This window comes from Amycolatopsis sp. 2-15 (genome assembly GCF_030285625.1).
Classification (GTDB): domain Bacteria; phylum Actinomycetota; class Actinomycetes; order Mycobacteriales; family Pseudonocardiaceae; genus Amycolatopsis; species Amycolatopsis carbonis.
The window spans coordinates 6119270-6142313 of the sequence record NZ_CP127294.1; the positions used below are offsets into that span (position 1 = coordinate 6119270).

Here is a 23044-nt window from a genome sequence, read left to right on the forward strand (position 1 = left end):
CCCGCCAGCCGCGGGCGCCCGGCGTGCGCAGACTGGGGGACGTGAACACGACGTTTCCCTTGCACACGGCCATCGAGCCCGGAATCCTGTACTTCGGCACCCCCGTGGTGCTGATCTCCACGACCAATGAGGACGGTTCGGCGAACCTCGCCCCGATGTCCTCGGCGTTCTGGCTGGGCTGGCGAGCCATGCTCGGCCTGGGCGCGCGGTCGAAGACCACGCAGAATCTGCGGCGCACGCGCGAGTGCGTGCTGAATCTGCCTTCTTCCGCCCTCGCCGCGGCCGTCGATCGGCTCGCGCTCACCACGGGTTCGGACCCGGTGCCGCCGGGCAAGCAGCAGCGCGGCTACTTCCACGTCGCCGACAAGTTCGCCCGTGCGGGCCTCACCGCGGTGCCGTCCGAGACGGTCGCGCCGCCGCGCGTCGCGGAGTGCCCGGTGGCCATGGAGGCCGTCCTCGAGGCCACCCATCCCTTCGCCGCCGACGACGAGGCGCAGGACGGCTCCGTCGTGGGCCTGGAGGTCCGCGTCCAGCGCGTCTTCGTCCACGACGACATCCGCCTGCCCGGCACCGAAGACCACGTGGACCCCGACGCGTGGCGCCCGCTGATCATGAGCTTCCAGAAGCTCTACGGCTTGGGCTCACAGGTGCACGAGTCGACACTGGCGTCCATTCCGGAGCGGCTGTACCGGGGCCCGGACATCGACCGGGCCCGACAGGTCCAGACCCGTTGAGGGTTTTCGCAGAAACCCGCGCGTGGGCGGTCAGCCCGCGGTCCAGGCCGCCAGTGCCGGAGCCAGCGCCTTGATCCCCGCGGTCACCGCGGCGCGGCCCTTCGCCGACGACGTGGCGGCCGGCTGCTGCGTCAGGAGCACCACGACGTAGCGGGAGTCGACGATCCCGGTGGTGTTGAGCACGAGCGCCGAGTGCAGGATCATCCAGCCCTGCTTGATCTCCCACGTCGCGCCGGGCAGACCGTCGGGGATGCCGAAGTACTGCGGGTAGCCGTCGTCGGCGGGCTGGCGCGCGTCGGCCATCGCGGTGAGCAACGGCTGCGCCGTGGCGTCGGGGACGGTGTCGGTGAGGTAGCGGTAGGTGGTGACCACGTCGTCGGGGCTCATCTTCGTCATGCCCCACTGGCCCGGGTCCGTCGGTTCGACCGTGTGGGAAAGCCCGATGAGGTCGGCCATCCGCCCGACGATCGCGGTCCCGCCGTCGGCTTCCCACAGCTTGTCGGCGATGCCGTCGTTGCTGCCGGAGATCATGTCGGTGAGCTCGTCGGCGGTGTCGCCGGCGGGGACCTGCCAAGTGCCGTCGTCGTACAGCGAGTCGAGCGCGATGAGCAACTTCACCACGGAAGCCGTGTAGTACGGGGTCTCGGGGTCGGCGAGCGCGAGGGTTTCGCCCGTCTTCGTGTCGTAGACCGTGAGCCCGACCTTCGTGCCCTTCGACGCGGCGGTCACCGCGTCGATCACGTCGTCGGCTACCGCCGAGGGGGCGGGCAGGGGAGGCGTCGGGGTGGTCGGTGTCGTCGACGAGGCCGGCGGTTCGCTTGTGGTCGGCGACGCGGGGGAGGACGAAGGCGGCGGCAGCGTCTGCGCCGCGGGCATCGTCGTCATGTGCCGCGTACTCGCCGTGACGACGACCGCCGTCGTGAGGACCGTCGCGGTGAGGCCCGCGGCGGCGAGCGTCCATCTCAGCCGTCTTGCCATACCGGGACAACGCCGCGGAACCCCGGAATTGCAGCGGTTTACACCTGTCTGTTTCCTGTGTGTTGCTGTGAAGCCGCTGTGTTCGGCCGAAAGGCTCAGCGCCGCTCCTCGCATGCTACGGTCGGTGACGGCTCGTACCGCGAAAGGCAGCAAACCCGGTGCGGCGCAAGGAAGGGAGCGGTGATGGTCCGACGCATCCAGTGGTCCGGGCACGCGTGCCCGATCGCCCGGGCGGTCGACGTTCTCGGCGAACCGTGGACGCTGCTGATTCTGCGCAACGCCACCACAGGCACCACGCGCTTCGACGAGTTCCGCGACGAGCTCGGCATCGCCGACAACGTGCTGACGACCCGGCTCACCAAACTCACCGAGGCGGGGCTGCTCGCGCGCGTGCCGTACCGCGACGGCGGCCGCACCCGCCACGAGTACCGCCTCACGAAGGCGGGCGCAGATGCGCTGCCGGTGCTGCTGTCCCTCGCCGAGTGGGGCGACGAGCACACCACGCCCGACCCGCCCGCCGAGCGCATGCTGATCGTCCACGGCGCCTGCGGTGCGCGCACGCGCCCCGGCACGCTGTGCGACGAATGCGGCGAACCGATGCACCGCGAGGACATGCGCTGGTACCGGCCGTGGCGCTCGCCCGAACCCGTGCCGCTCGCCGAACCCGTGAGCTGAACCTGTTTCCCAGCGACGTCCCGTACTCGCGGGACGTCGCTTCGGCGGTCCCGTAGTCCGGAGCTGACTTGTGCGGAGCAAGTCAACGTTCTACCGTGCGGTCATGTCGCAGCCAGGTCTGGCGGAGGTGCCCGTGTCCGCCGCGCGCGGGGCGTTCGCCGCCGGTGCGGCGACGCTGGCCGCGCTGTACGTCGGCAACAACCTGCCGAGTGCGCTGTATGCGTTGCTGCGCAGCACTTTCGGCTTCTCCGCGCTGATCCAGACCTTGCTCTACGCGGTCGCGGTGGCGGTGATCGTGCCGGCGTTGCTGGTGGCCGGGCCGCTGTCCGACGTCGTCGGGCGCCGGCCGCTCATGCTGTGCGGTCTTGTCGCGTTCCTCGCCGGCGACCTGGTCTTCGTGCTCGCCACCGGCACGGGCTGGCTGTTCCTGGCCCGCGTCCTGCAGGGGCTCGGCATGGGTGCCGGCGCCGCGGCGGCGCAGGCGATGCTGAACGACAGCGCGGGGCAGGACGCGCGCGGCCAGCGCCGGGCCTCGCGCACCGCCACGGCGTGCGTCACGTTCGGGCTCGCCCTCGGCCCGCTGGCCGGTGGGCTGCTCGCGCAGTACGGCCCGCTGCCGCGGCAGCTGTCGTTCCTTGTCCACGCCGTGGCCGTCGCCCTGGTGGTGCTGCTCGTGGTTCGGACCCCCCGCGCGGCGGGCTCGGTAGCGAAGCGCTGGAGGCAGCCGCGGCTCGGCGTGCCGCCCGTGGTCCGGCGCACGTTCCTGATCGCCGGCGCGTGCTCGTTCCTGGCGTGGGCGGTGCTCGGGATGTTCTCCGCTGTCGTGCCCTCGCTCGTGTCGGGCCTGCTCGGCTCGGCCAATCTCGCGGTCGCGGCGGGCGCGCTCACCCTGATGATCGCCACGTCCGGGTTCGTCCAGTTCGGCGCGGGCAAGCTCGCACCCACGGCCGGGCAGGCGATCGGGCTCGTCGTGCTCGCCGCGGGCCTGGCGCTGCTGGTCGTGGCGAACGAGGCCGGCGTCGCGTGGCTCGTGGTGCCGGCGATGCTCGGCACGGGGACCGGCCACGGACTGGTCTTCACCGGCGCGCTGGCCGAGCTCACGGTCGTGACGCCGCCCGCCGAGCGCGGCGCGGTGATCGGCAGCTACTTCGTGGTCAGCTACCTCGGTCTCGGCGGCCCGGTGATCGGTGTCGGCCTGCTCTCGCTCGCGCACGGGCTGTCCGCGGCCACCGTGCTCGTCGCGGCCGTGGTGGGCGGGTGCTGCCTGGTGCTGGCCCCGCTTGTGTTCCTCGAGATCCGCCGCCGTGGAAATCCACAGTAGACAGTCCACAGGGAACGGGAGAAGCCATGTCCGTACGCCGGGTCGCGGACGAGGCCGTGCGGCTGGAGGTACCCGTGGCGGCGCCGTTCGCGCAGTTCCGCGCGCGGTACGAAGAGGCCGTGCCGAAGCTGCCGGAGAAGAACTGGCGCCGCTTGTGGCCGACGGCTCGAGCTGGACGGAGGTCCGGTCAGCCGCCGACGTGAGCGCGCCGTGGGGGTTCCTGCGGTACTGGGAGACCGACGTCGGCGCGCTCATGAGCCTCGCCGCACCCGCGCGCCCGTGCACGGAGTACCTGATGGGCAACCACACGATCGCCCAGCGGATGTTCGTCCACGAGCCCGGCGTGATGCTCTACGCGCCACTGCGCACCACGATCCACGAGGACGGCGACGGCGCCACGTGGTTCAGCGTCGACCTCCCGAGCAGCCGTTTCGGCAGCTTCGGGAATCCGGCGGTGACGGCCGTCGGCCGCGAGCTCGACGAGAAGGTCGCGGCCCTGCTCGCGCACCTCGGCGCGCCGGTAGCCTGAGCCCGGACGTGCCGGCGGGTGAAGGGGGAGCCGTGGCGACGGAACGGATCGGGCCGCCGGCGATCGCGGGGGAGCGGGAGATGCTGCGCGCGTTTCTCGACTTCCACCGCGCGACGCTGGCGATGAAGTGCGACGGCCTCTCCGACGAGCAGCTGCGCCGGCAGGCGATGCCGCCCTCGACGTTGTCGCTGCTGGGGCTCGTGCGGCACCTGGCCGAGGTCGAGCGAGCCTGGTTCCGCCGGGTGATCGACGGTGAGGACGTGCCGCTCGTATGGTCGGCCGACGGTGACTACCAGGTCGCCTACGACGCCACCGACGGCACGCGGGCCGAGGTCTTCGCCGCGTGGCAGGCCGAGGTGGCGCACTCGCGGCGGATCGAGGCGGCCGCCGAGTCGCTCGACGTCGTCGCATACAACGCGCGGTGGGGCGAGGACGTCTCCCTGCGGCTGGTCATGCTGCACCTGATCCACGAGTACGCCCGGCACAACGGCCACGCCGACTTCCTGCGCGAGGGTGTCGACGGCGTCGTCGGCGTCTGACCCGAAGGCCGTGCCCAAGACCCCTCCGAAGCCCGAGGTGTGAGAGCGCCGACCCTGACTTGTCCTAGGAAAGTCAGGGGCCTACTGTCGGACGGGTGGCGAGCGCGAAGCGAATCCTGGTGGTGGGTGCCGGCGCGACCGGTGGGTTCTTCGGTGGCCGGCTGGTGCAGGCCGGCCGTGACGTGACCTTCCTGGTGCGCCCCGGGCGCGCGGCGGCGTTGATGGAACGCGGCCTGCGGATCACCGGGCTCGGCGAGGAGACAGTGCTCACGCCGAAGCTCGTCCGCGCCGGCGAGCTCACCGAGCCGTATGACCTCGTGCTGTTCACGGTCAAGGCCGCCGGGCTCGAGCAGGCGATCGAGGACATGACGCCGGCGGTCGGGCCGGACACCCTCGTACTGCCGGTGCTCAACGGCTTGCGCCACCTCGACGCGCTCGTGGCCCGCTTCGGCGAGGAGCGGGTGCTCGGCGGTGTCGCGATCGTGATGACCACTGTGGACGGTGCCGGCGACATCCGCCGCCTGTTCGACCTCCAGTCGCTGACCTACGGCGCCCGCACCGGGCCGGCGCCGGCGGGGCTCGCCGAGGCGCATGAACTGCTCTCGGGCGCGGGCTTCGACACGGCGCTGTCCTCGGACATCACGGCGGCCATGTGGGCGAAGTGGGTTTTCATCGCCTCGATCGGGGCCGTGACCTCGCTCATGCGCGGCACCGTCGGCGACGTCGCCGCGCAGCCGGGCGGGATCGCGTTCGCCGAGGCCGTGGTCGCCGAGTGCGCGGCGGTCGCGGCCGCCACCGGGCACCCGCTGGAAGCGGCCGCCCTGGAGAACGCTCGCGGTTCGGTGACCGAGGTCGGTTCCCCGCGCGCGCCCTCGCTCTACCGCGACCTCACGGCCGGGCTGCCGGTGGAGGGCGAGCAGATCTTCGGCGACCTCGTGGATCGTGCGCACTCGCTCGGGGTGTCCGTACCACTGCTGGAACTGGTCCGGCTGAACCTGCGCGTGTACCAGTCGAAGCTGGGCTGAGCCTCCCGAACGAACCCGAACCGACCCCGTTTCGGCGCCCCGCGAGAAGTCCGCGAACTTTTTCCCGACCGAGGTGAACCGAATCGGCTCCGGGCCACGTGATGGGTGCGGAAGGGCGCGAAGGCCGTGCCCGGGTTGACACGGACGGATGGTCTTTCGGGCACCGGTTCGAGTGGTGATTTCCCGCCACACCAGGACTGCTACGCTCCGAACAGTGACATCTGCGCCCCTTTCGGCGCAGGCGTCCAGACCGCGGCTCAGCGCCGTGCACGACCCGCCGTGGGGAAGGAAGCTCTCGGGTATGGCGGACAGGTTCGAGTTCGTTCTCGACGTCTTCGAAGCTCTTGTGGTCAGCCAGGCAACCGGCGGTGACATCCGCCAGTACCCGTTGCGAATCGGCACGGTGCCTTCGGATCCCGTCCGGTTCGTCCGCGTGGCGACCCAGGTCTACCGGGCGATGGAGGACAAGCGGCTCTCCACCCACGGTGAGCTCAGCCCCGGCGTGCGGACGGCGTTCGGGCTCCTCGCCCGGCCGCGCGTCTCCGTCGCGGTGGCCGGGGTCGACGGCGTCGGCGCCGACATCGCGGTGCTCGCCCTCAGTGACGGCAGGCAGGCGGTCGGGATCACGCAGAACCCGCGCACCGACGAACTGCTGTTCTCCCTCTTCGCCGACGAGGACCTCGTCGACGTCGTCACCGGCGTGCTGCCCCCGGCGCGCGCCGCGACGACCGGCGCCCACACGGTGAACCGGCAGGCGACGCGCGCCGTGTCCGCGATGACCGCACGGCGCATGGCCGAGGCGGCCGAAGACGAGGAAGAGACGGACGCGTTCGGGATGATCGAGGTCCGTGGGACCGTGCGGCCCAGCCGCACCGACCCGCGCGTGACGCCGACGCCCGGCAGCACCGAGGTGCTCGAGCGCGTCATGGCCGCGCCGCGTCTCGGCGGTGGCCACGTCACCGTCACCGGCTGGGGCCGCCACGGCGAGCTGCGCGCGGCCGACCCGCTCAGCTGGCTCGACACCCAGGACGGCCGCTACCTGATCCACACCACCACCGGCGAGGCCGGTGAACTGAGCGCGAAGTACGTCCCCGCAGGGCGGTCCGAGGTGGCCCGCGCCGTGCAGAACGCCATCGCCGCCGTCTACTGACGCGCGCGCACCAAGAGGAGGGAGATCCGGTGGCCGACGAAGCGACCCCGGCGAAGGCGACTGCGCGTGAAATGACGCAGCAGTTGTCCGGGACCGAGCTGAAGCGATTGGCGCAGACCGGCAGTTTCGCGGTGGACGACACCACCGGCAACCAGATGATCGAGGCGCTCGAAGGTGTGATCGACACCCTTCAGGCCCGGTGGGACGCTTTGCAGAAGCTGGGCACGGCCCCGGCCATGTCGTCCACCTCGACCGGTCGCTGGGTGTCCACCCACATGCTCAACACCGCCAGCGACGGCCAGGGCCTGCTCACGCAGCTGCAGGCGGCGCGCGACGAGTTCCCGACGTACGTCGAGGCGATCAAGCTGGCGAAGCAGAACTACAGCAACACCGAAACCGGAACGCGCGACACGATCAAGCGTCTCCCCGTCGACGAACTGACCTGAGGAGGATCACGTGGCCACGACAACCGACCCGTCCACCTCGGCGGTCTCAGACCCGTCGTCACCGGACTACAACCCGCACAGCCCTTACTACGACGTGACGGCCGACTCGTCGTCGAAGTACTTCGTCGGCCCGGTCAAACCGGACGACGTCGCCTCCGGTGACCAGATCCGCGCCGAGGCGACCAAGGAGATCGACGACGAGATCGCCCAGGGCTGGCTCGGCCCCGTCGTCGACCCGAAGGTGCGCAACCAGAAGATCCAGGAGCTCTACGAGCAGCGGCTCGTGGACGCGAAGTCCGGGCTCCACGACGGTATCCAGCTGCGCCAGAACGACGGCGCGCCCTACACCGACTGGTCGCAGGCGACGCACGAGCAGATGCAGCAGGCCATCACCCAGCAGGCGAACTCGGCCACCGTGGCCGAGTCGTCGGAGGAGTGGGTGCGCGTCGGCAACGAGTTGGCCACGCACCAGGAGAACCTCGCGAACGCGATCAACGCGAGCACGAGCAACTGGCAGGGTGCCGGCGGCGACGCGGCGCGCGAGCACCTCGCGAACGTCGGCAAGTGGCTCGGCACCACCGCCCAGGGCGCGACCCTGACCGGGCGCCAGCAGGAGATCCACTCGCAGGCGCTGAACGAGACGCAGATCGCGATGGCCGCGAACCCGCCGGTCCAGTTCGACGTGCAGCAGGCCAACTCACAGCTGCAGCAGATCAAGGACCCGACCGAGTACGCCGCGCAGGCGTCCAAGGCGATGGCGACCTTCACCGAGCAGCAGGCCGCGCGCCAGCAGGCGGCGCAGCTGATGACGCAGTACGACCACACGATCGGCGCGGCCGTCGTGACGCCGGCGTTCTCGGCGCCGCCGAAGCTTCCGGGCTCGACCGCCGCGAACGGTGGCGGCGCGGGTGGTGCCGGCGGTGGCGGTGCCGGAAGCCAGGGTCTTCCGGTCGGCCCCGACGGCCTGCCGATCGGCCCGGACGGCCGGCCCATCGGTCCCGACGGGCTGCCGATCGGTGGTGCCGGCGGTGGCGCGGGTGGCGCCGATGGCGGTGCCGGCGGCACCGCGGGTGGCGGTGCCGGAGGAGGCGCCGGTGGCGGCTTCAACCCGCCTCCGCTCAACGTGCCCGACGGCCCGGGCGGCGTCGGTGGCGGTGGCCTCGGCGGTGGCTCCGGGAGCGGAGCCGGTGGCGGTGCGGGTGGTGGCGGTGGTTTCAACCCGCCTCCGCTCAACGTCCCAGACGGTCCGGGCGGCGTCGGTGGCGGTGGCCTGGGCGGTGGCGGTCTCGGCGGCGGCTCCGGCCTGCCGAACGACGAGACCACGAAGACCTCGGGCTTCACGCCCCCGCCGCTGAACGTGCCCGACGGTCCCGGCGGTGCCGGGGTGGGTGGCGGCGGCTTCAACCCGCCCCCGTTCAACCCGGGCGGCGGTGCCGGTGGCGGTGGCCTGGGCGGCGGCTCGGGTTCCGGCACGGGCTTCACCCCGCCGCCGTTCAACCCCGGCACGGGCATCGGCGGCGGTGGCCTGGGCGGCTCCGGTGGGGGCATCGGCGGCGGATCGGGCAAGATCCCGACCATCGGCCGTGGTGGCGGTATCAACGGCGAGAGCATCAGCAGCCGCCTCGGTGGCGGTGGCGGTGGTGCCGGTGGCGGGATCGGCGGCATCGGTGGTGGCGCCGGCATCAAGGGCGCGGGCCTCGGTGGCGCGGGCTCGGTGGCGGGCGCGGGTGCCGGTTCCGGTGCCGCGGCGGCCGAGGAGGAGCTGGCCGCGCGAGGCGGTGGCGCACAGGCGGGCGCCAAGGGCGCGGCCGGTTCGCCGGGCATGGGCGGCATGGGTGCCGGCCAGAAGGGCGGCAAGGGCCCGGAGGACAAGGAGCACAAGATCGCCGACTACGTGGAGTCGGACGATCCGAGCTTCTTCGCTCCGGACGAGGTCGTCGCGCCGCCGGTGATCGGCGACTGGAAGAACAAGGACTGGAAGTGAGGCGGGGATGACCAGCGGAGGCTTCGACGTCGAACCCGACGAGCTGACGGCGCACGCCAGCCACCTCGACGGGCTAGTGGACCGGCTGAACAACGCCGTGCAGGCGGCGGACTACGCGTTGAGCGACGAGGCCTACGGCTTGCTGTGCGCGTTTCTCCCGCCGATCGTGAATCCGACGGGGCAGCAGGCGAAGGACGCGGTGAGCGCCGCGGCCGAGGGCATGCAGACCACGGCGGACAACGTCCGCACCACGGCGCAGGCGTACCTGGACGGCGACTCCCAGGAGGCACAGCCGTTCCTCAACCAGCTGGCCAACAGCGACGACGCGGCAGGCCTCACCAGTGGGGGCTCGGACGGCTACTCGTCGGGCAGCGAACCGCTGTCGCCGCGCATCGGCACGACGGTCCCGAGCGAGCCGCTGCAGGCGCCGCTGTCGCCCCGCATCGGCACCACGGTGCCGAGGGAGGCCACGGAGCCGCTGGAGGCCGAGCGCCCGTCGTACCGCGTGGGCACGACCGTGCCGAGCGAGCCGCTGCAGGCGCCGCTGTCGCCGCGCATCGGCACGACGGTGCCTGACGAGCCCGTGGTGAACCCGTCGTCGTTCCGGATCGGCACGGTCACCGAATAGCCGGTGCCACCGTGGCGCCGGGCGACTTTACGCCCGGCGCCACCCGAACAGTTCAGCAGCAGGCAGATCGAGGAGTACGAACACCATGACCAGTGCGGGAGGGTTGGGTGACCTGATCAGGGACCCCGACGAGGCGATCCGGCGGATGGACGAGTGGGCGGCGGGCTTCGCCCGCAAGGCCGAGCGTTACGCGGCTGCCCAGCAGGAGACCGAACGGCTGCGCCTCACGGCGTCGAGCCCCGACGGCACCGTCAAGGTCACCGTCGGCGCCGACGGGGTCGTGTCCGACCTGGTCTTCGGGTCCAAGACGCGGACCATGCCGCAGGAGGAGCTGGCGCGCATGGTGCTGGACACCATGCGGCGCGCGCAGTCGGGCATCACCCAGCGCGTGGCCGAGGTCATGACCGAGAATCTCGGCGACGAGGACCAGGACACCCGCTCCGCGCTGCTCGGCAGCCTCCGCAGCCGCTTCCCGGACCTCGACCAGCCCGAAGACGGCCCGGGCGAGCCGGAGCCCCCGGCCCCGACCCCGCCGCCGGTGCCGCCCGCGCCGTCGGCCGGTGGCGCCGCGACCCCGCCGCCGCCCGCCGCTCCGCCGGGCCCGGCAGGCCCGGCGGCCCCGCGCCGCCGGGGTGGCATCGACCCGGACGAGCAGGACAACAACCCCTGGTGACAGTGGTGCTGTTTCGTTGCCCTTTCGTCGCGGCACGAAACAGCACCACTGGCTCGAATGCGTCCGCATTCATTTCCGACTGTTCTTTTGCGGTGCCGTGTCCGATCCGGCACCGGATTCGTTCCCAGTGAACTTTGCCAAAATTGTTCGCGAACAAATCAGCGCGAACGGTGGTTCCATCGCAGAACGGGAGGGCTGCGCACATGAGTAACCCATTGATCGCGCAGACGCAGGATTCGACGAAGGCGTATTCGGGCATTTCGCTGTTGGAGTCGGCGAATGGTCTTGCCGAGGGAATCGAGTCCGGTGACTGGGCGGCGACCGCGATGGGCGCCGTCGGCACTGGACTGGAAATGCTTTCGGTGGCGATGGACCCGTTCGGCGCGGCTCTGGCGGCCGGGGTGGGGTGGTTGCTGGAGCACGTGGGGCCGTTGAAGGAAGCTCTCAATGGGCTGACGGGTAACGCGGATCAGATCAAGGCGCAGTCGGAGACGTTGGGAAACGTTTCGAAAGAGCTGGGTGCGGTCGCCTCAGATTTGATCGACGCGGTGAACGCGGATCTGCAGTCCTGGACAGGATCGGCGGCCGATGCGTACCGCGCGCGCGCCCAGGACTTGAGTAATTCATTGCAGGCGGCGGCGAAGGGGTGCGAGGGCGCGGCCGCGGGGGTGCAGAAGGGCGGCGAGATCGTGGCCGCCGTGCGGACGCTGGTGCGCGACATCATCTCGCAGCTGATCGGGCACATGATCAGCTGGGCGCTGCAGGTGATCGCGACCCTCGGGATCGGGCTGACCTGGGTGATCGAAGAGGTGGTCGAGAACGTCGCGAAGACCGCCACTCAGATCGCCAAGCTGGTCACGGCCGTGGTGAAGGCGCTCAAGGCGCTGGCTCCGATGCTGAAGAACACCGGTGAGCTGTTCGCGGACGTGGGCAAGGGCCTCAAGGGGATCAAGGGCGGGAAGGTCGCGGCGCCGCCGAAGACGAAGGCCCTCAGTGGCACCCCGGAGCCGCCGCCGGTCAAATCAACCGGTGGCGCCGGCGGCGGGGGCACGAAGGCGTCCGGTTATGAGGGCACGCCGAAGGACTACACGCCCCCGCCGGGCTCGAAGGGTGCCGACAGCGGCGGTACGAAGGCATCCGGGTACGAGGGCAACCCGAAGGACTACACGCCCCCGGCCGGCAAGGCCGGTGGTGCGGACGAGGGAACGACGGCGTCGGGGTACAGCGGCGGCGGCTCGAAGGACTACACGCCCCCGGCCGGCAAGGCCGGTGGTGCGGACGAGGGAACGACGGCGTCGGGGTACAGCGGCGGCGGCTCGAAGGACTACACGCCCCCGGCCGGCAAAGCCGGCGGCGCCGACGAAGGAACGAAGGCGTCCGGCTACACCGGTGGCGGGTCGAAGGACAGCGCGCCGCCGGCCGGCTCGAAGGCGGGGGACGACGCGACCCACGCGTCCGGGTCGCCAGACGGTACCGGCGCCGCCGGGGAAGTGCCCACGTCCGGCGGCGGGAGTCGCGGCCTGCCCAAGGACGACAGCACCGGCACGTCCGGCACGAAGAGCCTCAAGGACAGCAACGCCGATCCGCACGAGAACAGCACCCCGGTCAAGGACCGCATCGACTGCGGTGACCCGATCGACGTCGCCACCGGCTGGATGATGCTCACCCAGACCGACTTGACAGTGCCCGGCGCGCTGCCGCTGGAGGTTTCACGCACGCACCTGTCGTCCTACCGTGCCGGCCGGTTCTTCGGTCCAACCTGGGCGTCCACAGTGGACCAGCGGATCGAGGCGGGAGACGACGGCCTGCATGTCGCGCTGGCCGACGGCAGTATCCAGACCTATCCCGTCCCGGCCGACGACCCTGTGCTGCCCGTCGCCGGCCCCGCCCGGTCGCTCTCCCGGTTCGAGGGCGGCTACCTCGTGACCGATGACGACCAGGCGCAGTCCCTGTTCTTCACCGACAACGGGTCCGGCGTCTGCCCGCTCGCGATGATCGGCGACGGCGACGGCAACCGGATCGAGGTGGTCCGCGACGAAATAGGCGTGCCCGTCGCGATGGTCCACTCCTCCGGCACCAGCGTGCTGTTCGACAGCACCGACGGCCGGATCACCGCGCTGCGCGCCCAGGACGGCACCGTGCTGGCCGCCTACTCCTACGACGCGCGCGGCCGGCTCATCGAGATCGTCGACCAAGCGGGCACGCCCACGCGTTTCACCTACGATGCCGACGGCCGCATCATCCGGTGGGACGACGTCAACGGCCGTTGGTACGGCTACGGATTCGACAGCGCGGGCCGCGTCGTGCGCGCGACCGGCACCGACGGCTACCTCGACTGTGCCATCGAGTACGACCGCGAGCGCCTCGTCACCACCGTCACCGACTCGCTCGGAGCTGTGCGGCGATTCCACCTCGACGACCGGCTCGACGTTATCGCCGAGACCGACCCGCTCGGCCACACCACGACGTTCCGGTACGACGAACACGGCCGGCTGCTCACCCGCACCGACCCGCTGGGCCGCCAGACTCGCTGGGAACGTGACGAGGCCGGTCGCGTTACGGCCGTCACCGCCCCAGACGGCACGCGCTCGCTGACCGAGTACAACGAGCTCGGCCGCCCGTCCGCCGCGATCGGCCCGGACGGGGCCACCTGGCGGTACGAGTACGACACGCGCGGCAAGGCCGCCGCCATCGTCGACCCGCTCGGCGCACGGACCACCTTCGGCTACGACGAACGCGGCAACCTCGCGCTGATCACCGACGCGCTCGGCGGCGCCACTCACATCGAGTCCGACCCCGCCGGCCGGCCGCTGACCGTCGTCGACGAGGAAGGCGCCGTCGTGCGCTACACCTACGACGACCTCGGCCGCACCACCTCCGTCACCGACCAGGTCGGCGCCGTCACCCAGTATCGCTGGGCCGGCGGCGACGAGCCGGCCGAGGAGATCGGCCCGGACGGCGCGACCTGGCAGTGGCAGGACGCCGCGGTCGGCAACACTCAGGACCGCAGCGATCCGCGCGGCAACCGGACCCGCACCGAGTACGCACAGTTCGACCTGCCCGTCGCGGAGATCGGCCCGGACGGGCAGCGCATCGAGTACGCCTACGACACCGAGCTGCGGCTGGTCTCGATGACCAACGAGCAAGGCCTCGTGTGGCGCTACGACTACGACGCCGCCGGCAACCTGGTCCGCGAGACCGACTTCAACGGCCGCACGCTCACCTACCGCTACGACGCGGCCGGCGATGTCGTCGCCCGTACCAACGGTGCAGGTGAGACCACCCAGCTGCAACGCGACGCGATGGGCCGCGTCGTGCGACGCACGACCGGCGGCGACGTCGCGACCTTCGCGTACGACGCCGCCGGCCGGCTCGTTGTCGCCCGCAACGCCGACGCCGAAGTCACCTTCGCCTACGACGCACTCGGGCGGGTGGTGACGGAAACCGTCGACGGTCGTCCGGTGCGCTCAGAGTACGACGCGCTGGGCCGCCGCGGGCTGCGGCGCACACCGTCCGGCGCCGAATCCCGCTTCGACTACGGTCCGGCGGGCACCGTGGCGGCGCTGCACGCCGGGAGCCGCACGATCCGGTTCGACCACGACCTGGCCGGCCGCGAGCGCGTCCGCCGCCTGGGTGCGGCGGAACTGCACCAGAGCTGGGACTCCGGCGACCGCCTCACCGCGCAGAGCGTGAACACGGGCGCGCGGACGACGCAGCATCGCGAATACGGCTACCTCGCCGACGGCTACCTCAGCTCGGTCGCCGATGCGCTGTCCGGCCCGCGGACGTTCGACGTCGACCGCACCGGCCGGGTCCGCTCCGTCGCCGGTCACGGCTGGCAGGAAAGCTACGCCTACCACCCGTCCGGCGCCATCGCCCAGGCGCAGACTCCCAGCGCACCGTCCGCCGGTCCCCGGGAGTACCGCGGCACGCTCCTGGCGTCGGCAGGCGCGCTGCGCTTCGCCCACGACCCCGAAGGCCGCACCACGGTGCGCGCGACCGGGCCCGGCGGCCCGCAATGGCAGTTCCGGTGGAACGCCGAAAGCCGCCTGACCACGGTCGTCACCCCGAACGGCGAGCACTGGCGCTACCGCTACGACGCTCTCGGGCGCCGCGTCGCCAAGCAACGGCTCGCCGCCGACGGCCGGATCACCGAACAGGTCCAGTTCGCCTGGGACGGTGCCACCCTCGCCGAACAGGTCCACAGTGGACCCGGCAGGCCGCAGATCGCGACCGTGTGGGAATTCTCGCCCGGCACCGGCCGTGCGCTCGCCCAGACCGAACGCGTCCTCGGCACCGCGGACGAGCGGTTCCACGCGATCGTCACCGACCTCGTCGGCGCGCCCAGCGAACTCGTCGACGAGCGCGGCGAGGTGGCCTGGCACCGCCAGGCCACGTTGTGGGGCAAGGTCCTCTCCGCCCCGGGCGGCGCGACGACCCCGCTGCGCTTCCCCGGCCAGTACCACGACGCGGAAACCGGGCTGCACTACAACGTCAACCGGTACTACGACCCGGAGACCGGACGGTACCTCTCGCACGACCCGCTCGGCCTCGATCCGGGCCCGGACTCCCAGGCGTACGTGCTCAACCCGACCGCGCTGGCCGACCCGCTGGGTTTGATGCCGAAGGCGACTCCGTGCGCCGCGGCGAAAAAGAAGGCCGCGCAGCAGAACCAGTCGCCGTACGGGAAGAAGCCCAACCCGCCGCGGGTCCAACCGGACGGCACCTACGGCAAGACGGCCGCGGAGGTGAAACGGCTGAACCACAAGTACTTCGACGACATCAGCAAGGACCCGTCCTGGCCCCACAGCAAGAAGCAGCTCTCCGGCGACCACACCCACCAGTCCGAACACCCGATCGGCTACCACGCGCTCGCACCTGATTTCAAGCGTGGCGCGTCCGCCGACGCCAAGCGGATCGAGGACGACGCACCCGCCTACCAGGAGTCCTACCAGGCGCACCGGGACAACATCGGCACCGGTAACCGGGTCGAGCAGGACGGCTCGGGGCTCGACGCCAGGGGCTACCGCGAATCACTCGACAACGCGGTGAGCGGCGGGCGGCCGAGCGACGCGGTCCAGCTGAACCAGCTGACCTACGCCAACCAGCACATGAAACCGGTTCTCGAGAAAAACCCGAACTGGAAGAGTTACGACGACACTCCGGACGAACCGCGCTTCAACCAAAAGACTGAGCCGAACCCGGCCTATGTGGACAAGGGGACCACGCCGAACGAACCGAAGAGGCTGCCGGTGATGGAAAACGCGCCCGAAAGGGACAGCTTCCGGCCGACCGCGGGCACCACCCAGGGCAAGATCGCCGACGACTCCTACCACCGCATGGTCGACCACATGCGGGACCGGCCGCTGGAATACAGCGACCGGCAAGGCGGCTTCGCTCACACCCCCGGCCCGGACAGGGCGGACGTCGCGGAAATGCACCTGGCGCGGGACACCGCGCGATCCGGGCAGTACCCGACCCGGGCCGAGGAGGACGCGGCCGTCGAACGGACCTTCGACCACCGGACCCCGGCGGACGAGGCCAGGGCGAAGCAGTACGACGACGCGCACGACGCGGCCGAAGCCAACCGGACCGATCGGCCGGCGCCCGGTCAGAAGGCGGAGGACTACGCAGCCCAGCGCCAGGAGGAAGCCATGGCCCAGCGGCTGGGTATCTCCCGGCAGGAGCTGCGCGACCGGCTCGAGCGTGCACGCGAGAACCAGGAGAACGCGATGGACGTCGACTGACGCCACCCGGTAACCGGCACTCCCGCGCCGCGTTCCCGCTCACGCGGGACATGGTCGCAAGGAGTTCGGCGATCTCGGCCCGACCATCCACGTCGTGCACGCGAGGGAACGGCTCCGGGCCGAGATCCGGCAGCGCCATCGCGACGTGCCGGAGGCGGCGATCCTCGCGCTCGCCTCCGGCACGACTTGGATCTGCGCCCCGGCGGCGGAACTCCGGGGACGACGGCAAGATCGCGAAACACCACGGGCTGGCCGGACCCACCGCCCGTGGTGTCGGAAAAGCGGGTCCGGCTGCGGGGCGTTCGTGGCAGCCGGACCCGGTTGGTCCTGCAGGCTCGGCCCGATTACCACTTGTCCCAGTGCGTGACCTCGTCCGGCGCGGGCCGCGACGCCGGGCGGAAGTCCGTGCCCTTCGTGTACGCCAGCGGGGTCAGCACGGCCTGCGCGACGGTCTCGTAGGGGATCCCGAGGAGGTCCGCGACCTCCCGTTCCCGGACCACGTGCATGGACGTCCACGCCGTGCCGAGACCGCGGGCGCGCGCGGCCAGCATGAAGCTCCAGGTGGCGGGCAGGACGTTGGACATGCCCGCCGTGGCGGACGCACGGTCGGTGCCTTCGTTGCAGGCCAGCACGAGCACCGGCGCTTCGCCCATGTGCTCGCCCAGGTAGTCGGCCGAGGAGGCCACCCGGGACTGCACCCGGTCGCGTTCGGTCTCACCGGTGTTCTTGCCCGGGTAGCCGGGGGAGGCCTTGTAGCCGGCGTAGATGGCGCCGTAGATCTCGCCGATGGCGCGGCGCTTGGCTTCGTCACGCACGACCACGAAGCGGGCCGTGACGACGTTGGAGCCGGCCGGGGCCTGCAGAGCGAGGGTGACGCACTCGCGGATGAGGTCGTCGGGCACGTCGCGGGTGAAGTCGAGGCGCTTGCGCACCGCGCGTGTGGTGGACAGCAGCTGGTCCGGCGAAAGTTCGAGCATGCCGCGATCATAGGTCCGCGAGCCGGGGCGCGCGCCGGGCGAGACCGTGGCCACAGGCCCGGTTCAGTGTGCGCGCAGGCCTTCGATCAACAGGTCGGCGAAACGGTCCGCGAGCTCGTCCGTGGTGAGCGATCCGTCGGGGGAATACCAGACATACGCCCAATTCAGGATGCTCGTGAGCGCGATGCCGGCGATGCGCGGGTCGGCTTCGCGGAACTCGCCGGCCTCGATGCCTTGGGTGATGATGCTGCGCAGCCCCGTTTCCCAGCGGTCACGGCTGGCGATCACGGCTTGCTGGCGCGGTTCGCTGAGGTTGCGCCACTCGTGGAAGAAGACGGTGGCGAACTCCTTGTTCTCGCCGATGAGCTTGAGGTCGCGCGCGGCGACCTGGCGCAGCTGCTCGGTGGCGGTGCCGCCGGCGGCGAGGATTTCCTCCATGTCGCGCTCGGAGCGCTCCATGATGCTGTGCACGATCGCCTCGAGCAGGTCCTCTTTGCCCTGGATGTGCACGTAGAGGCTTCCGGCGTGCACGCCGACCTCCCGGCCGATGTCGCGCATCGAAGTCCCGTGGTAGCCCTTTCGGGCGAACAGGCTCGCGGCGATCTCGACGATGGGCGTGACGTAGTCGGTGGCTCGTTCGGACACCCGCCCATTAGACACTACGGCGAGTGACGAGTCGATGGGCAAACCGGGTGCAACAACTGTTTGTTGACCGATCGCGCCCGTACGGTTAGCGTCCGGAGGCGAGACTTGGAGGCAGCCCGCCGATGCGCTACTACGAGATCGACCAGAGGACCACCGCGCACATCCTCGCCGACAAAGCCGCCCGTGTCGGCGACCGCCCGTTCCTGCACTGGGCGGGGCGCACCTTCACCTACCGCGACCTCGACGAGATGACCAACCGCTACGCCAACGGGTTCGCCGCGCTCGGCATCAGCCGGGGCGACCACGTGGCGATGATGATGCCCAACGGCCCGGAGTTCCTGTGGACGCTCTGGGGCCTGGGCAAGCTCGGCGCCGTGGCGGTGCCGCTCAACACCGCCGCCAAGGGCGAGCTGCTGCGGTACTTCCTCGACCAGTCCGACTCCACGGCCGTGTGCGTGGCCGGCGACCTGCTCGCGCGCGTCGCCGCCGTGCTGCCCGAGGTGCCGGCCGTACGCACGGTGCTGGGGCTCGGCTCCGACCCGGCGCAGCTGGCCGCGCTCGACGGGGTCACCACCCACGACCTCGCAGACCTCGGCCAGGCCTCACCCGAGCCGCCGCAGCTGGTCGAACCCGTGCGCTGGAACGACCCGCACCTGATCCTCTACACCTCCGGCACCACGGGCCCGTCGAAGGGCGCGATCTGCCCGCAGGCGCAGGGCCACGCCGTGGGTCACCAAATGGCGTCGCTCAACTCCTACCGCCAGGACGACGTGCTCTACACGTGCCTGCCGGTCTTCCACGGCAACGCGATCTGGTACACCGTCTACGCCGCGCTGTGGGCGGAAGCGTCGGTGGCGCTCTACCCGCATTTCTCGGCCAGCCGGTTCTGGTCGCAGATCCGCGAGTCGAAGGCGACGGTGTTCAACTGCCTCGGCGCGATGGCGAACATCATCTGGCAGCAGCCGCCCTCGGAGCGCGACCGCGACCACCACGTGCGGATCTGCATGATGGTGCCGAATTCCCGCGAGCTGGCCCAGGGTTTCCTCGAGCGCTACGGCACGCGCGTGACGTCGGTGTACGCCATGACCGAGAACTGCGCGGTCACCGTGTTCAGCCCCGACGACTCGCCGGAGAAGGTGCCTTCGGCCGGCCGCGTGCGCCCGGACATGAGCGTGCAGATCGTCGACGACGAGGGCCGCGCCGTGCCCACGGGTGAGGTCGGCGAGATCCGGCTGCGCCCCAACGAACCCGGCATGACCATGCTGGAGTACTACAAGATGCCCGAGGCCACCGTCGGCGCCACGCGCGACCTGTGGTTCCACACCGGCGACCGCGGCTGGCTGGACGAAGACGGGTACCTGTTCTTCTCCGACCGCAAGAAGGAAGCGATCCGCCGCCGCGGCGAGAACATCTCCGCCTACGAGGTGGAGACCATCGTCTGCAAGCACCCGGCGATCCTCGAGGCCGCCGCGGTGCCGGTGGCTTCGGAGCTGGGTGAGGACGACCTCATGGTGTACGTCGTGCTCGAAGAGGGCGCGAGCGCCACCTACGAGGAGATCATCGCGTTCTGCGACGAGCGCATGCCGTACTTCATGGTGCCGCGCTACCTGGAGTTGATCGACGGCCTGCCGAAGACGCCGAGCGAGAAGATCGAGAAGTACAAGCTGAAGACCGCCGCCGCGGACCGCGTCGGCGAGCTGTGGGACCGGGAGGCGGCGGGCATTGTCATCAGGAAGTGAGGCCGTCGAGTTCAGTGTGGACGGTCCGGTGGGCCGGATCACGATCGACCAGGAGGCCACGCGCAACGCGCTCAGCCCGGAGGTGATCGCCGGACTGGACAAGGCGATCACGGCCGCCGGTGACTGCTCGGTGGTCGTGGTGCGCGGGCGGGGCGGGACGTTGTCGGCCGGTGCGGAGCTGAAGTTCCTGCGTTCGGTGCTCGACGATCCGCCCGCGGTGCGCGAGTACATCACCGCCATCGGGGTGACGCTCGACCGGCTGGAAGCCGCGCCGTTCGTGTCCGTGTGCGTGATCGACGGCTACGCGGTGGCGGGCGGCTGCGAGATCATGCTGGCCTGCGACCTCGCCGTGGTCAGCGAGACCGCGCAGATCGGTGACCGGCACCTCGAGTACGGGCTGCTGCCGGGCGCCGGCGGTTCGGTGCGTCTGACCCACGCCGTCGCCCCGGCGATCGCCCGCCGGCTGCTCTACACCGGCGAAATCGTCGACGGCGCCACCGCGGCGGGGTTCGGCCTCGTGAGCAGCGCGGTACCCGCGGCCGAGCTCGACGACGCCGTCGAGGTGCTCGTCGCGCGCCTGGCCCGGCACGCGCCCGACGCGTTGCGCGGCATGAAACGCCTGCACCGCAAGGCGCTCGCCGACGAACCCGCCGCCGCGATCACCGCGGAGCGGGAGACGTTGCTCGCGCACCTGGCCGGACCCACCGCGAGGGAGGGGCTGGCCGCGTTCGCCGAGCGGAGAGCACCGCGGTTCGGCAGTCTCTGATCAAGATCGCCGGTGGCCCGGCACGGAAAGGTAACCCCATGAGCACAGACACCGATCGCCCGGTTTCGGGCCGGTGGTTCGAACAGCTGGAAGTCGGCACCGTGGTGCAGCACGCGACGCGGCGCACCGTGACCGAGACCGACAACGTGCTGTTCACGACCATGACGATGAACCCGGCGCCGATGCACCTCGACGCCGACTACGCCTCGCGCAGCGAGTTCGGCAAGCCGCTGGTGAACAGCATGTTCACGATCGCGCTGGTGGTCGGGCTCTCGGTGTATGAGCTCACGCTGGGCACGATCGTCGCGCAGCTCGGGATGTCCGACGTGGAGTTCCCGAAGCCGGTGTTCGCCGGCGACACGATCCGCGTGGAGAGCGAGGTCGTGGAGGCCCGGGCGTCGAAGTCGCGCCCGCGCGCCGGGATCGTCGTGTTCGAGCACCGCGCCTACAACCAGCGCGGCGAACTGGTGTGCCGGGCCAAGCGCACGGGCCTGATGCACCGCCGGCCGGAGGGGGATGCCGCGTGATCACCGAGTACTTCGACCGGATCAAGGTGGGGGACACCCACGTCAGCCGGGCGCGCACGATCACCGAGACCGACATCGTGCAGTTCGCCATGTTCACCGGCGACTGGCACCCCGCGCACACCGACGCCGAGTACTTCGGGGCCGACCCGGTGTTCGGCGGGCGCGTGGCGCACGGCGCGTTGTCGCTGTCGGTCGCGCTGGGCCTGGTCACGTTCTGGCCCGAGGCGATGAAGGCGTTCTACGGCATCGACCGGCTGCGGTTCGTCACGCCGGTGCGCGTGGGCGACACGATCCACGTCGAGACCGAGGTCACCGAGCTGACCCCGCGCGACGACGGCCGGGGCGTGGTGACCTCGGCGTTCCGGATCCTCAACCAGCGGGGCGAAACCGTGCTCGCGGCATCGCTGAAGACCCTGGTGGTCACGGAGGAGGCGGCGCGATGAGCGAGGTGACGGCCGAGCTCGAGAAGGCCGAAGAGGTCGCGCTGGCGGGCGGCGACGCGAGCCGCTGGCCGAACAAGCTCCCGGTGCGGGAACGGATCGCGCTGCTGCTCGACCCGGGCAGCTGGGTCGAGGACGGCCTGCTCGCCGACGCGTCGGGCGACGGGCTGCCCGCCGACGGCGTGCTCACCGGTGTCGGCACGGTCGAGGGCCGGCCGGTCGCCGTGATCGCGCACGACTTCTCGGTGAAGGCCGGCTCGTGGGGCGAGCTGACGTGTGAGAAGCAGGTGCGCATCCTGGAGCGCGCCGACCGGGACCTGCTGCCGGTGTTCTACCTCGTGGACTCCGCGGGCGGGCGCCTGACCGACCAGCTCGGGTTCTTCTCCGGGCGGCGCGGGGCGTCGCGGATCTTCCAGCTGCAGGTGAAGCTTTCCGGGCGGGTGCCGCAGATCTGCTGCCTGCACGGGCCTTCGGCCGCGGGCGGCGCGTACATGCCGGCGTTCACCGACTGGGTGGGCATGGTCGCGGGCAACGCGTCGATGTACCTGGCCTCGCCGCGCGTCGCGGAGAAGGTGACCGGCGAGCGCACCACGCTGGAGGAAATGGGCGGCGCGACCATGCACGCCACCGTTTCCGGCTGCGGCGACGAGGTCTTCGACGAGGACTGGCAGGTGATCGCGGCGGCGCGGCTGCTGCTGTCGTACCTGCCCGACGACTGGCGCTCGGCTCCCGCGCGCGCCGAGGCCGTGGCGCCGGAGATCCCGGACTGGCCCGAGGGCCTGATCCCGGAGGACCCCAACACGGCCTACGACGTGCGCGACGTGATCCTGCGGCTGGTGGACGCCGGGAGCTTCTTCGAGATCAAGTCCGCGTGGGCCGAGGAGATGGTGACGGGGTTCGCGCGCCTGGGCGGGCAGACCGTCGGGTTCGTCGCGAACCAGCCGTCGGTGCGCAGCGGCGCGATCTTCGTGGACTCGGCCGACAAGGCGGCGCGGTTCATCTCGATGTGCGACGCGTACAACGTGCCGCTGGTGTTCCTGCAGGACGTGCCGGGCTTCATGGTCGGCGTCGCGGTGGAGCGGCAGGGGATCATCCGGCACGGCGCGAAGATGGTCGCGGCCATGGCGAGTGCCGAGGTGCCGAAGTTCAGCGTGGTGCTGCGCAAGGCCTACGCGGCCGGCTTTTACGCGATGTGCGCGCCGGGCTTCGAGCCGCGCGCCACCATCGCGCTGCCGACCGCGACGATCGGCACCATGTCGCCCGAGGCGTCGGCGAACGCGGTGTACGCCAACAAGATCGCGGCGATCGAGGACCCGGCCGAGCGTGAGGCGTTCGTGCAGGCGCGCGTGGCCGAGCAGGCGGCGGACTTCACGCTGCTGCGGCTGGCCGGTGAGCTGCACGTCGACACGGTGGTGAAGCCGGCGGCACTGCGAGCCGAGCTGCTGGGCCGGCTGCGTGCGGCGCAGAGCTGGGAACGTTCGGGCCACCGTCGTCATCACCTGATCAGCCCGGTGTGAGGGA

The 23044-nt window shown here is 71.1% G+C and carries 20 protein-coding genes and 1 pseudogene; 18 read left to right on the plus strand and 3 right to left on the minus strand.

The window, feature by feature from the left end; translation table 11 throughout:
• Positions 1 to 41: 41 nt before the first annotated feature.
• A complete protein-coding gene (locus QRX50_RS30270) occupies positions 42 to 734 on the plus strand; it encodes a flavin reductase family protein (protein ID WP_285974609.1) in 693 nt (230 codons plus the stop codon).
• 30 nt (positions 735 to 764) lie between these two features.
• Here QRX50_RS30270 and QRX50_RS30275 read toward each other — a convergent pair whose 3' ends face one another.
• Complete coding sequence (locus QRX50_RS30275) at positions 765 to 1712, minus strand: serine hydrolase (RefSeq protein ID WP_285966520.1); 948 nt, start codon at positions 1710 to 1712, stop codon at positions 765 to 767.
• Between the two features lie 183 nt (positions 1713 to 1895).
• Between QRX50_RS30275 and QRX50_RS30280 the strand changes: the two genes are divergently transcribed.
• The 12 genes and pseudogenes from QRX50_RS30280 to QRX50_RS30335 all read left to right on the plus strand — a co-directional run bounded on the left by QRX50_RS30280 (position 1896) and on the right by QRX50_RS30335 (position 16429).
• Positions 1896 to 2387 (plus strand): winged helix-turn-helix transcriptional regulator, encoded by a 492-nt coding sequence (locus QRX50_RS30280; RefSeq protein ID WP_285966521.1) that lies wholly within the window; start codon positions 1896 to 1898, stop codon positions 2385 to 2387.
• A 103-nt stretch (positions 2388 to 2490) separates the two neighbouring features.
• Positions 2491 to 3708: an MFS transporter gene (locus tag QRX50_RS30285; RefSeq protein WP_285966522.1), complete on the plus strand. Its 1218-nt coding sequence runs from the start codon at positions 2491 to 2493 to the stop codon at positions 3706 to 3708.
• A gap of 26 nt (positions 3709 to 3734) precedes the next feature.
• On the plus strand, positions 3735 to 3911 hold the full coding sequence (locus QRX50_RS30290; protein ID WP_285966523.1) for a hypothetical protein: 177 nt from the start codon (positions 3735 to 3737) through the stop codon (positions 3909 to 3911).
• Positions 3908 to 4237, plus strand: a complete 330-nt coding sequence (locus tag QRX50_RS30295) for a DUF302 domain-containing protein (RefSeq protein WP_285966524.1) — start codon at positions 3908 to 3910, stop codon at positions 4235 to 4237. The genes QRX50_RS30290 and QRX50_RS30295 overlap by 4 nt, the downstream gene beginning before the upstream one ends.
• A gap of 32 nt (positions 4238 to 4269) precedes the next feature.
• The gene (locus QRX50_RS30300; RefSeq protein ID WP_285966525.1) at positions 4270 to 4776 is read left to right on the plus strand and encodes a DinB family protein; all 507 of its coding nucleotides are present in this window, start codon (positions 4270 to 4272) and stop codon (positions 4774 to 4776) included.
• Positions 4777 to 4871: 95 nt separating this feature from the next.
• Positions 4872 to 5801 (plus strand): 2-dehydropantoate 2-reductase, encoded by a 930-nt coding sequence (locus tag QRX50_RS30305; RefSeq protein ID WP_285966526.1) that lies wholly within the window; start codon positions 4872 to 4874, stop codon positions 5799 to 5801.
• A gap of 301 nt (positions 5802 to 6102) precedes the next feature.
• Complete coding sequence (locus tag QRX50_RS30310; protein WP_285966527.1) at positions 6103 to 6951, plus strand: ESX secretion-associated protein EspG; 849 nt, start codon at positions 6103 to 6105, stop codon at positions 6949 to 6951.
• A gap of 29 nt (positions 6952 to 6980) precedes the next feature.
• On the plus strand, positions 6981 to 7397 hold the full coding sequence (locus QRX50_RS30315) for a hypothetical protein (protein ID WP_434533158.1): 417 nt from the start codon (positions 6981 to 6983) through the stop codon (positions 7395 to 7397).
• A 10-nt stretch (positions 7398 to 7407) separates the two neighbouring features.
• The gene (locus tag QRX50_RS30320; protein ID WP_285966528.1) at positions 7408 to 9381 is read left to right on the plus strand and encodes a hypothetical protein; all 1974 of its coding nucleotides are present in this window, start codon (positions 7408 to 7410) and stop codon (positions 9379 to 9381) included.
• 7 nt (positions 9382 to 9388) lie between these two features.
• Positions 9389 to 9679: pseudogene (locus tag QRX50_RS30325) on the plus strand (type VII secretion target); the annotation flags it as partial.
• A 415-nt stretch (positions 9680 to 10094) separates the two neighbouring features.
• Positions 10095 to 10682, plus strand: coding sequence for a YbaB/EbfC family nucleoid-associated protein (locus tag QRX50_RS30330; RefSeq protein WP_285966529.1), 588 nt, complete (start codon positions 10095 to 10097; stop codon positions 10680 to 10682).
• 203 nt (positions 10683 to 10885) lie between these two features.
• Positions 10886 to 16429 (plus strand): RHS repeat-associated core domain-containing protein, encoded by a 5544-nt coding sequence (locus QRX50_RS30335; protein WP_285966530.1) that lies wholly within the window; start codon positions 10886 to 10888, stop codon positions 16427 to 16429.
• Positions 16430 to 16773: 344 nt separating this feature from the next.
• Here QRX50_RS30335 and QRX50_RS30340 read toward each other — a convergent pair whose 3' ends face one another.
• Positions 16774 to 17406, minus strand: a complete 633-nt coding sequence (locus tag QRX50_RS30340) for a nitroreductase family protein (protein WP_285966531.1) — start codon at positions 17404 to 17406, stop codon at positions 16774 to 16776.
• A 63-nt stretch (positions 17407 to 17469) separates the two neighbouring features.
• Positions 17470 to 18051, minus strand: coding sequence for a TetR/AcrR family transcriptional regulator (locus QRX50_RS30345; RefSeq protein WP_285966532.1), 582 nt, complete (start codon positions 18049 to 18051; stop codon positions 17470 to 17472).
• A 122-nt stretch (positions 18052 to 18173) separates the two neighbouring features.
• On the opposite strand from QRX50_RS30345, the gene QRX50_RS30350 reads away from it, so the two are divergent.
• Genes QRX50_RS30350 through QRX50_RS30370 form a run of 5 tightly spaced genes read left to right on the plus strand, consistent with a single transcriptional unit; the run spans position 18174 to position 23040 of the window.
• Positions 18174 to 19790, plus strand: coding sequence for an ATP-dependent acyl-CoA ligase (locus QRX50_RS30350; RefSeq protein ID WP_285966533.1), 1617 nt, complete (start codon positions 18174 to 18176; stop codon positions 19788 to 19790).
• A gap of 16 nt (positions 19791 to 19806) precedes the next feature.
• On the plus strand, positions 19807 to 20556 hold the full coding sequence (locus QRX50_RS30355; RefSeq protein ID WP_285966534.1) for an enoyl-CoA hydratase/isomerase family protein: 750 nt from the start codon (positions 19807 to 19809) through the stop codon (positions 20554 to 20556).
• A 38-nt stretch (positions 20557 to 20594) separates the two neighbouring features.
• On the plus strand, positions 20595 to 21083 hold the full coding sequence (locus tag QRX50_RS30360; RefSeq protein ID WP_285966535.1) for a MaoC family dehydratase: 489 nt from the start codon (positions 20595 to 20597) through the stop codon (positions 21081 to 21083).
• On the plus strand, positions 21080 to 21526 hold the full coding sequence (locus QRX50_RS30365) for a MaoC/PaaZ C-terminal domain-containing protein (RefSeq protein ID WP_285966536.1): 447 nt from the start codon (positions 21080 to 21082) through the stop codon (positions 21524 to 21526). Before QRX50_RS30360 ends, QRX50_RS30365 begins: the two co-directional genes overlap by 4 nt.
• The gene (locus QRX50_RS30370; protein WP_285966537.1) at positions 21523 to 23040 is read left to right on the plus strand and encodes an acyl-CoA carboxylase subunit beta; all 1518 of its coding nucleotides are present in this window, start codon (positions 21523 to 21525) and stop codon (positions 23038 to 23040) included. The genes QRX50_RS30365 and QRX50_RS30370 overlap by 4 nt, the downstream gene beginning before the upstream one ends.
• The last annotated feature ends 4 nt before the right edge of the window (positions 23041 to 23044 follow it).

Bases quoted from the DNA above. Each gene is read 5' to 3' on its own strand.
- QRX50_RS30360 (WP_285966535.1), top strand. From the start codon at position 20,595: ATGAGCACAGACACCGATCGCCCGGTTTCGGGCCGGTGGTTCGAACAG.
- QRX50_RS30335 (WP_285966530.1), top strand. From the start codon at position 10,886: ATGAGTAACCCATTGATCGCGCAGACGCAGGATTCGACGAAGGCGTAT.
- QRX50_RS30340 (WP_285966531.1), bottom strand. From the start codon at position 17,406: ATGCTCGAACTTTCGCCGGACCAGCTGCTGTCCACCACACGCGCGGTG.
- QRX50_RS30330 (WP_285966529.1), top strand. From the start codon at position 10,095: ATGACCAGTGCGGGAGGGTTGGGTGACCTGATCAGGGACCCCGACGAG.
- QRX50_RS30350 (WP_285966533.1), top strand. From the start codon at position 18,174: ATGCGCTACTACGAGATCGACCAGAGGACCACCGCGCACATCCTCGCC.
- QRX50_RS30280 (WP_285966521.1), top strand. From the start codon at position 1,896: ATGGTCCGACGCATCCAGTGGTCCGGGCACGCGTGCCCGATCGCCCGG.
- QRX50_RS30285 (WP_285966522.1), top strand. From the start codon at position 2,491: ATGTCGCAGCCAGGTCTGGCGGAGGTGCCCGTGTCCGCCGCGCGCGGG.
- QRX50_RS30370 (WP_285966537.1), top strand. From the start codon at position 21,523: ATGAGCGAGGTGACGGCCGAGCTCGAGAAGGCCGAAGAGGTCGCGCTG.
- QRX50_RS30290 (WP_285966523.1), top strand. From the start codon at position 3,735: ATGTCCGTACGCCGGGTCGCGGACGAGGCCGTGCGGCTGGAGGTACCC.
- QRX50_RS30310 (WP_285966527.1), top strand. From the start codon at position 6,103: ATGGCGGACAGGTTCGAGTTCGTTCTCGACGTCTTCGAAGCTCTTGTG.
- QRX50_RS30275 (WP_285966520.1), bottom strand. From the start codon at position 1,712: ATGGCAAGACGGCTGAGATGGACGCTCGCCGCCGCGGGCCTCACCGCG.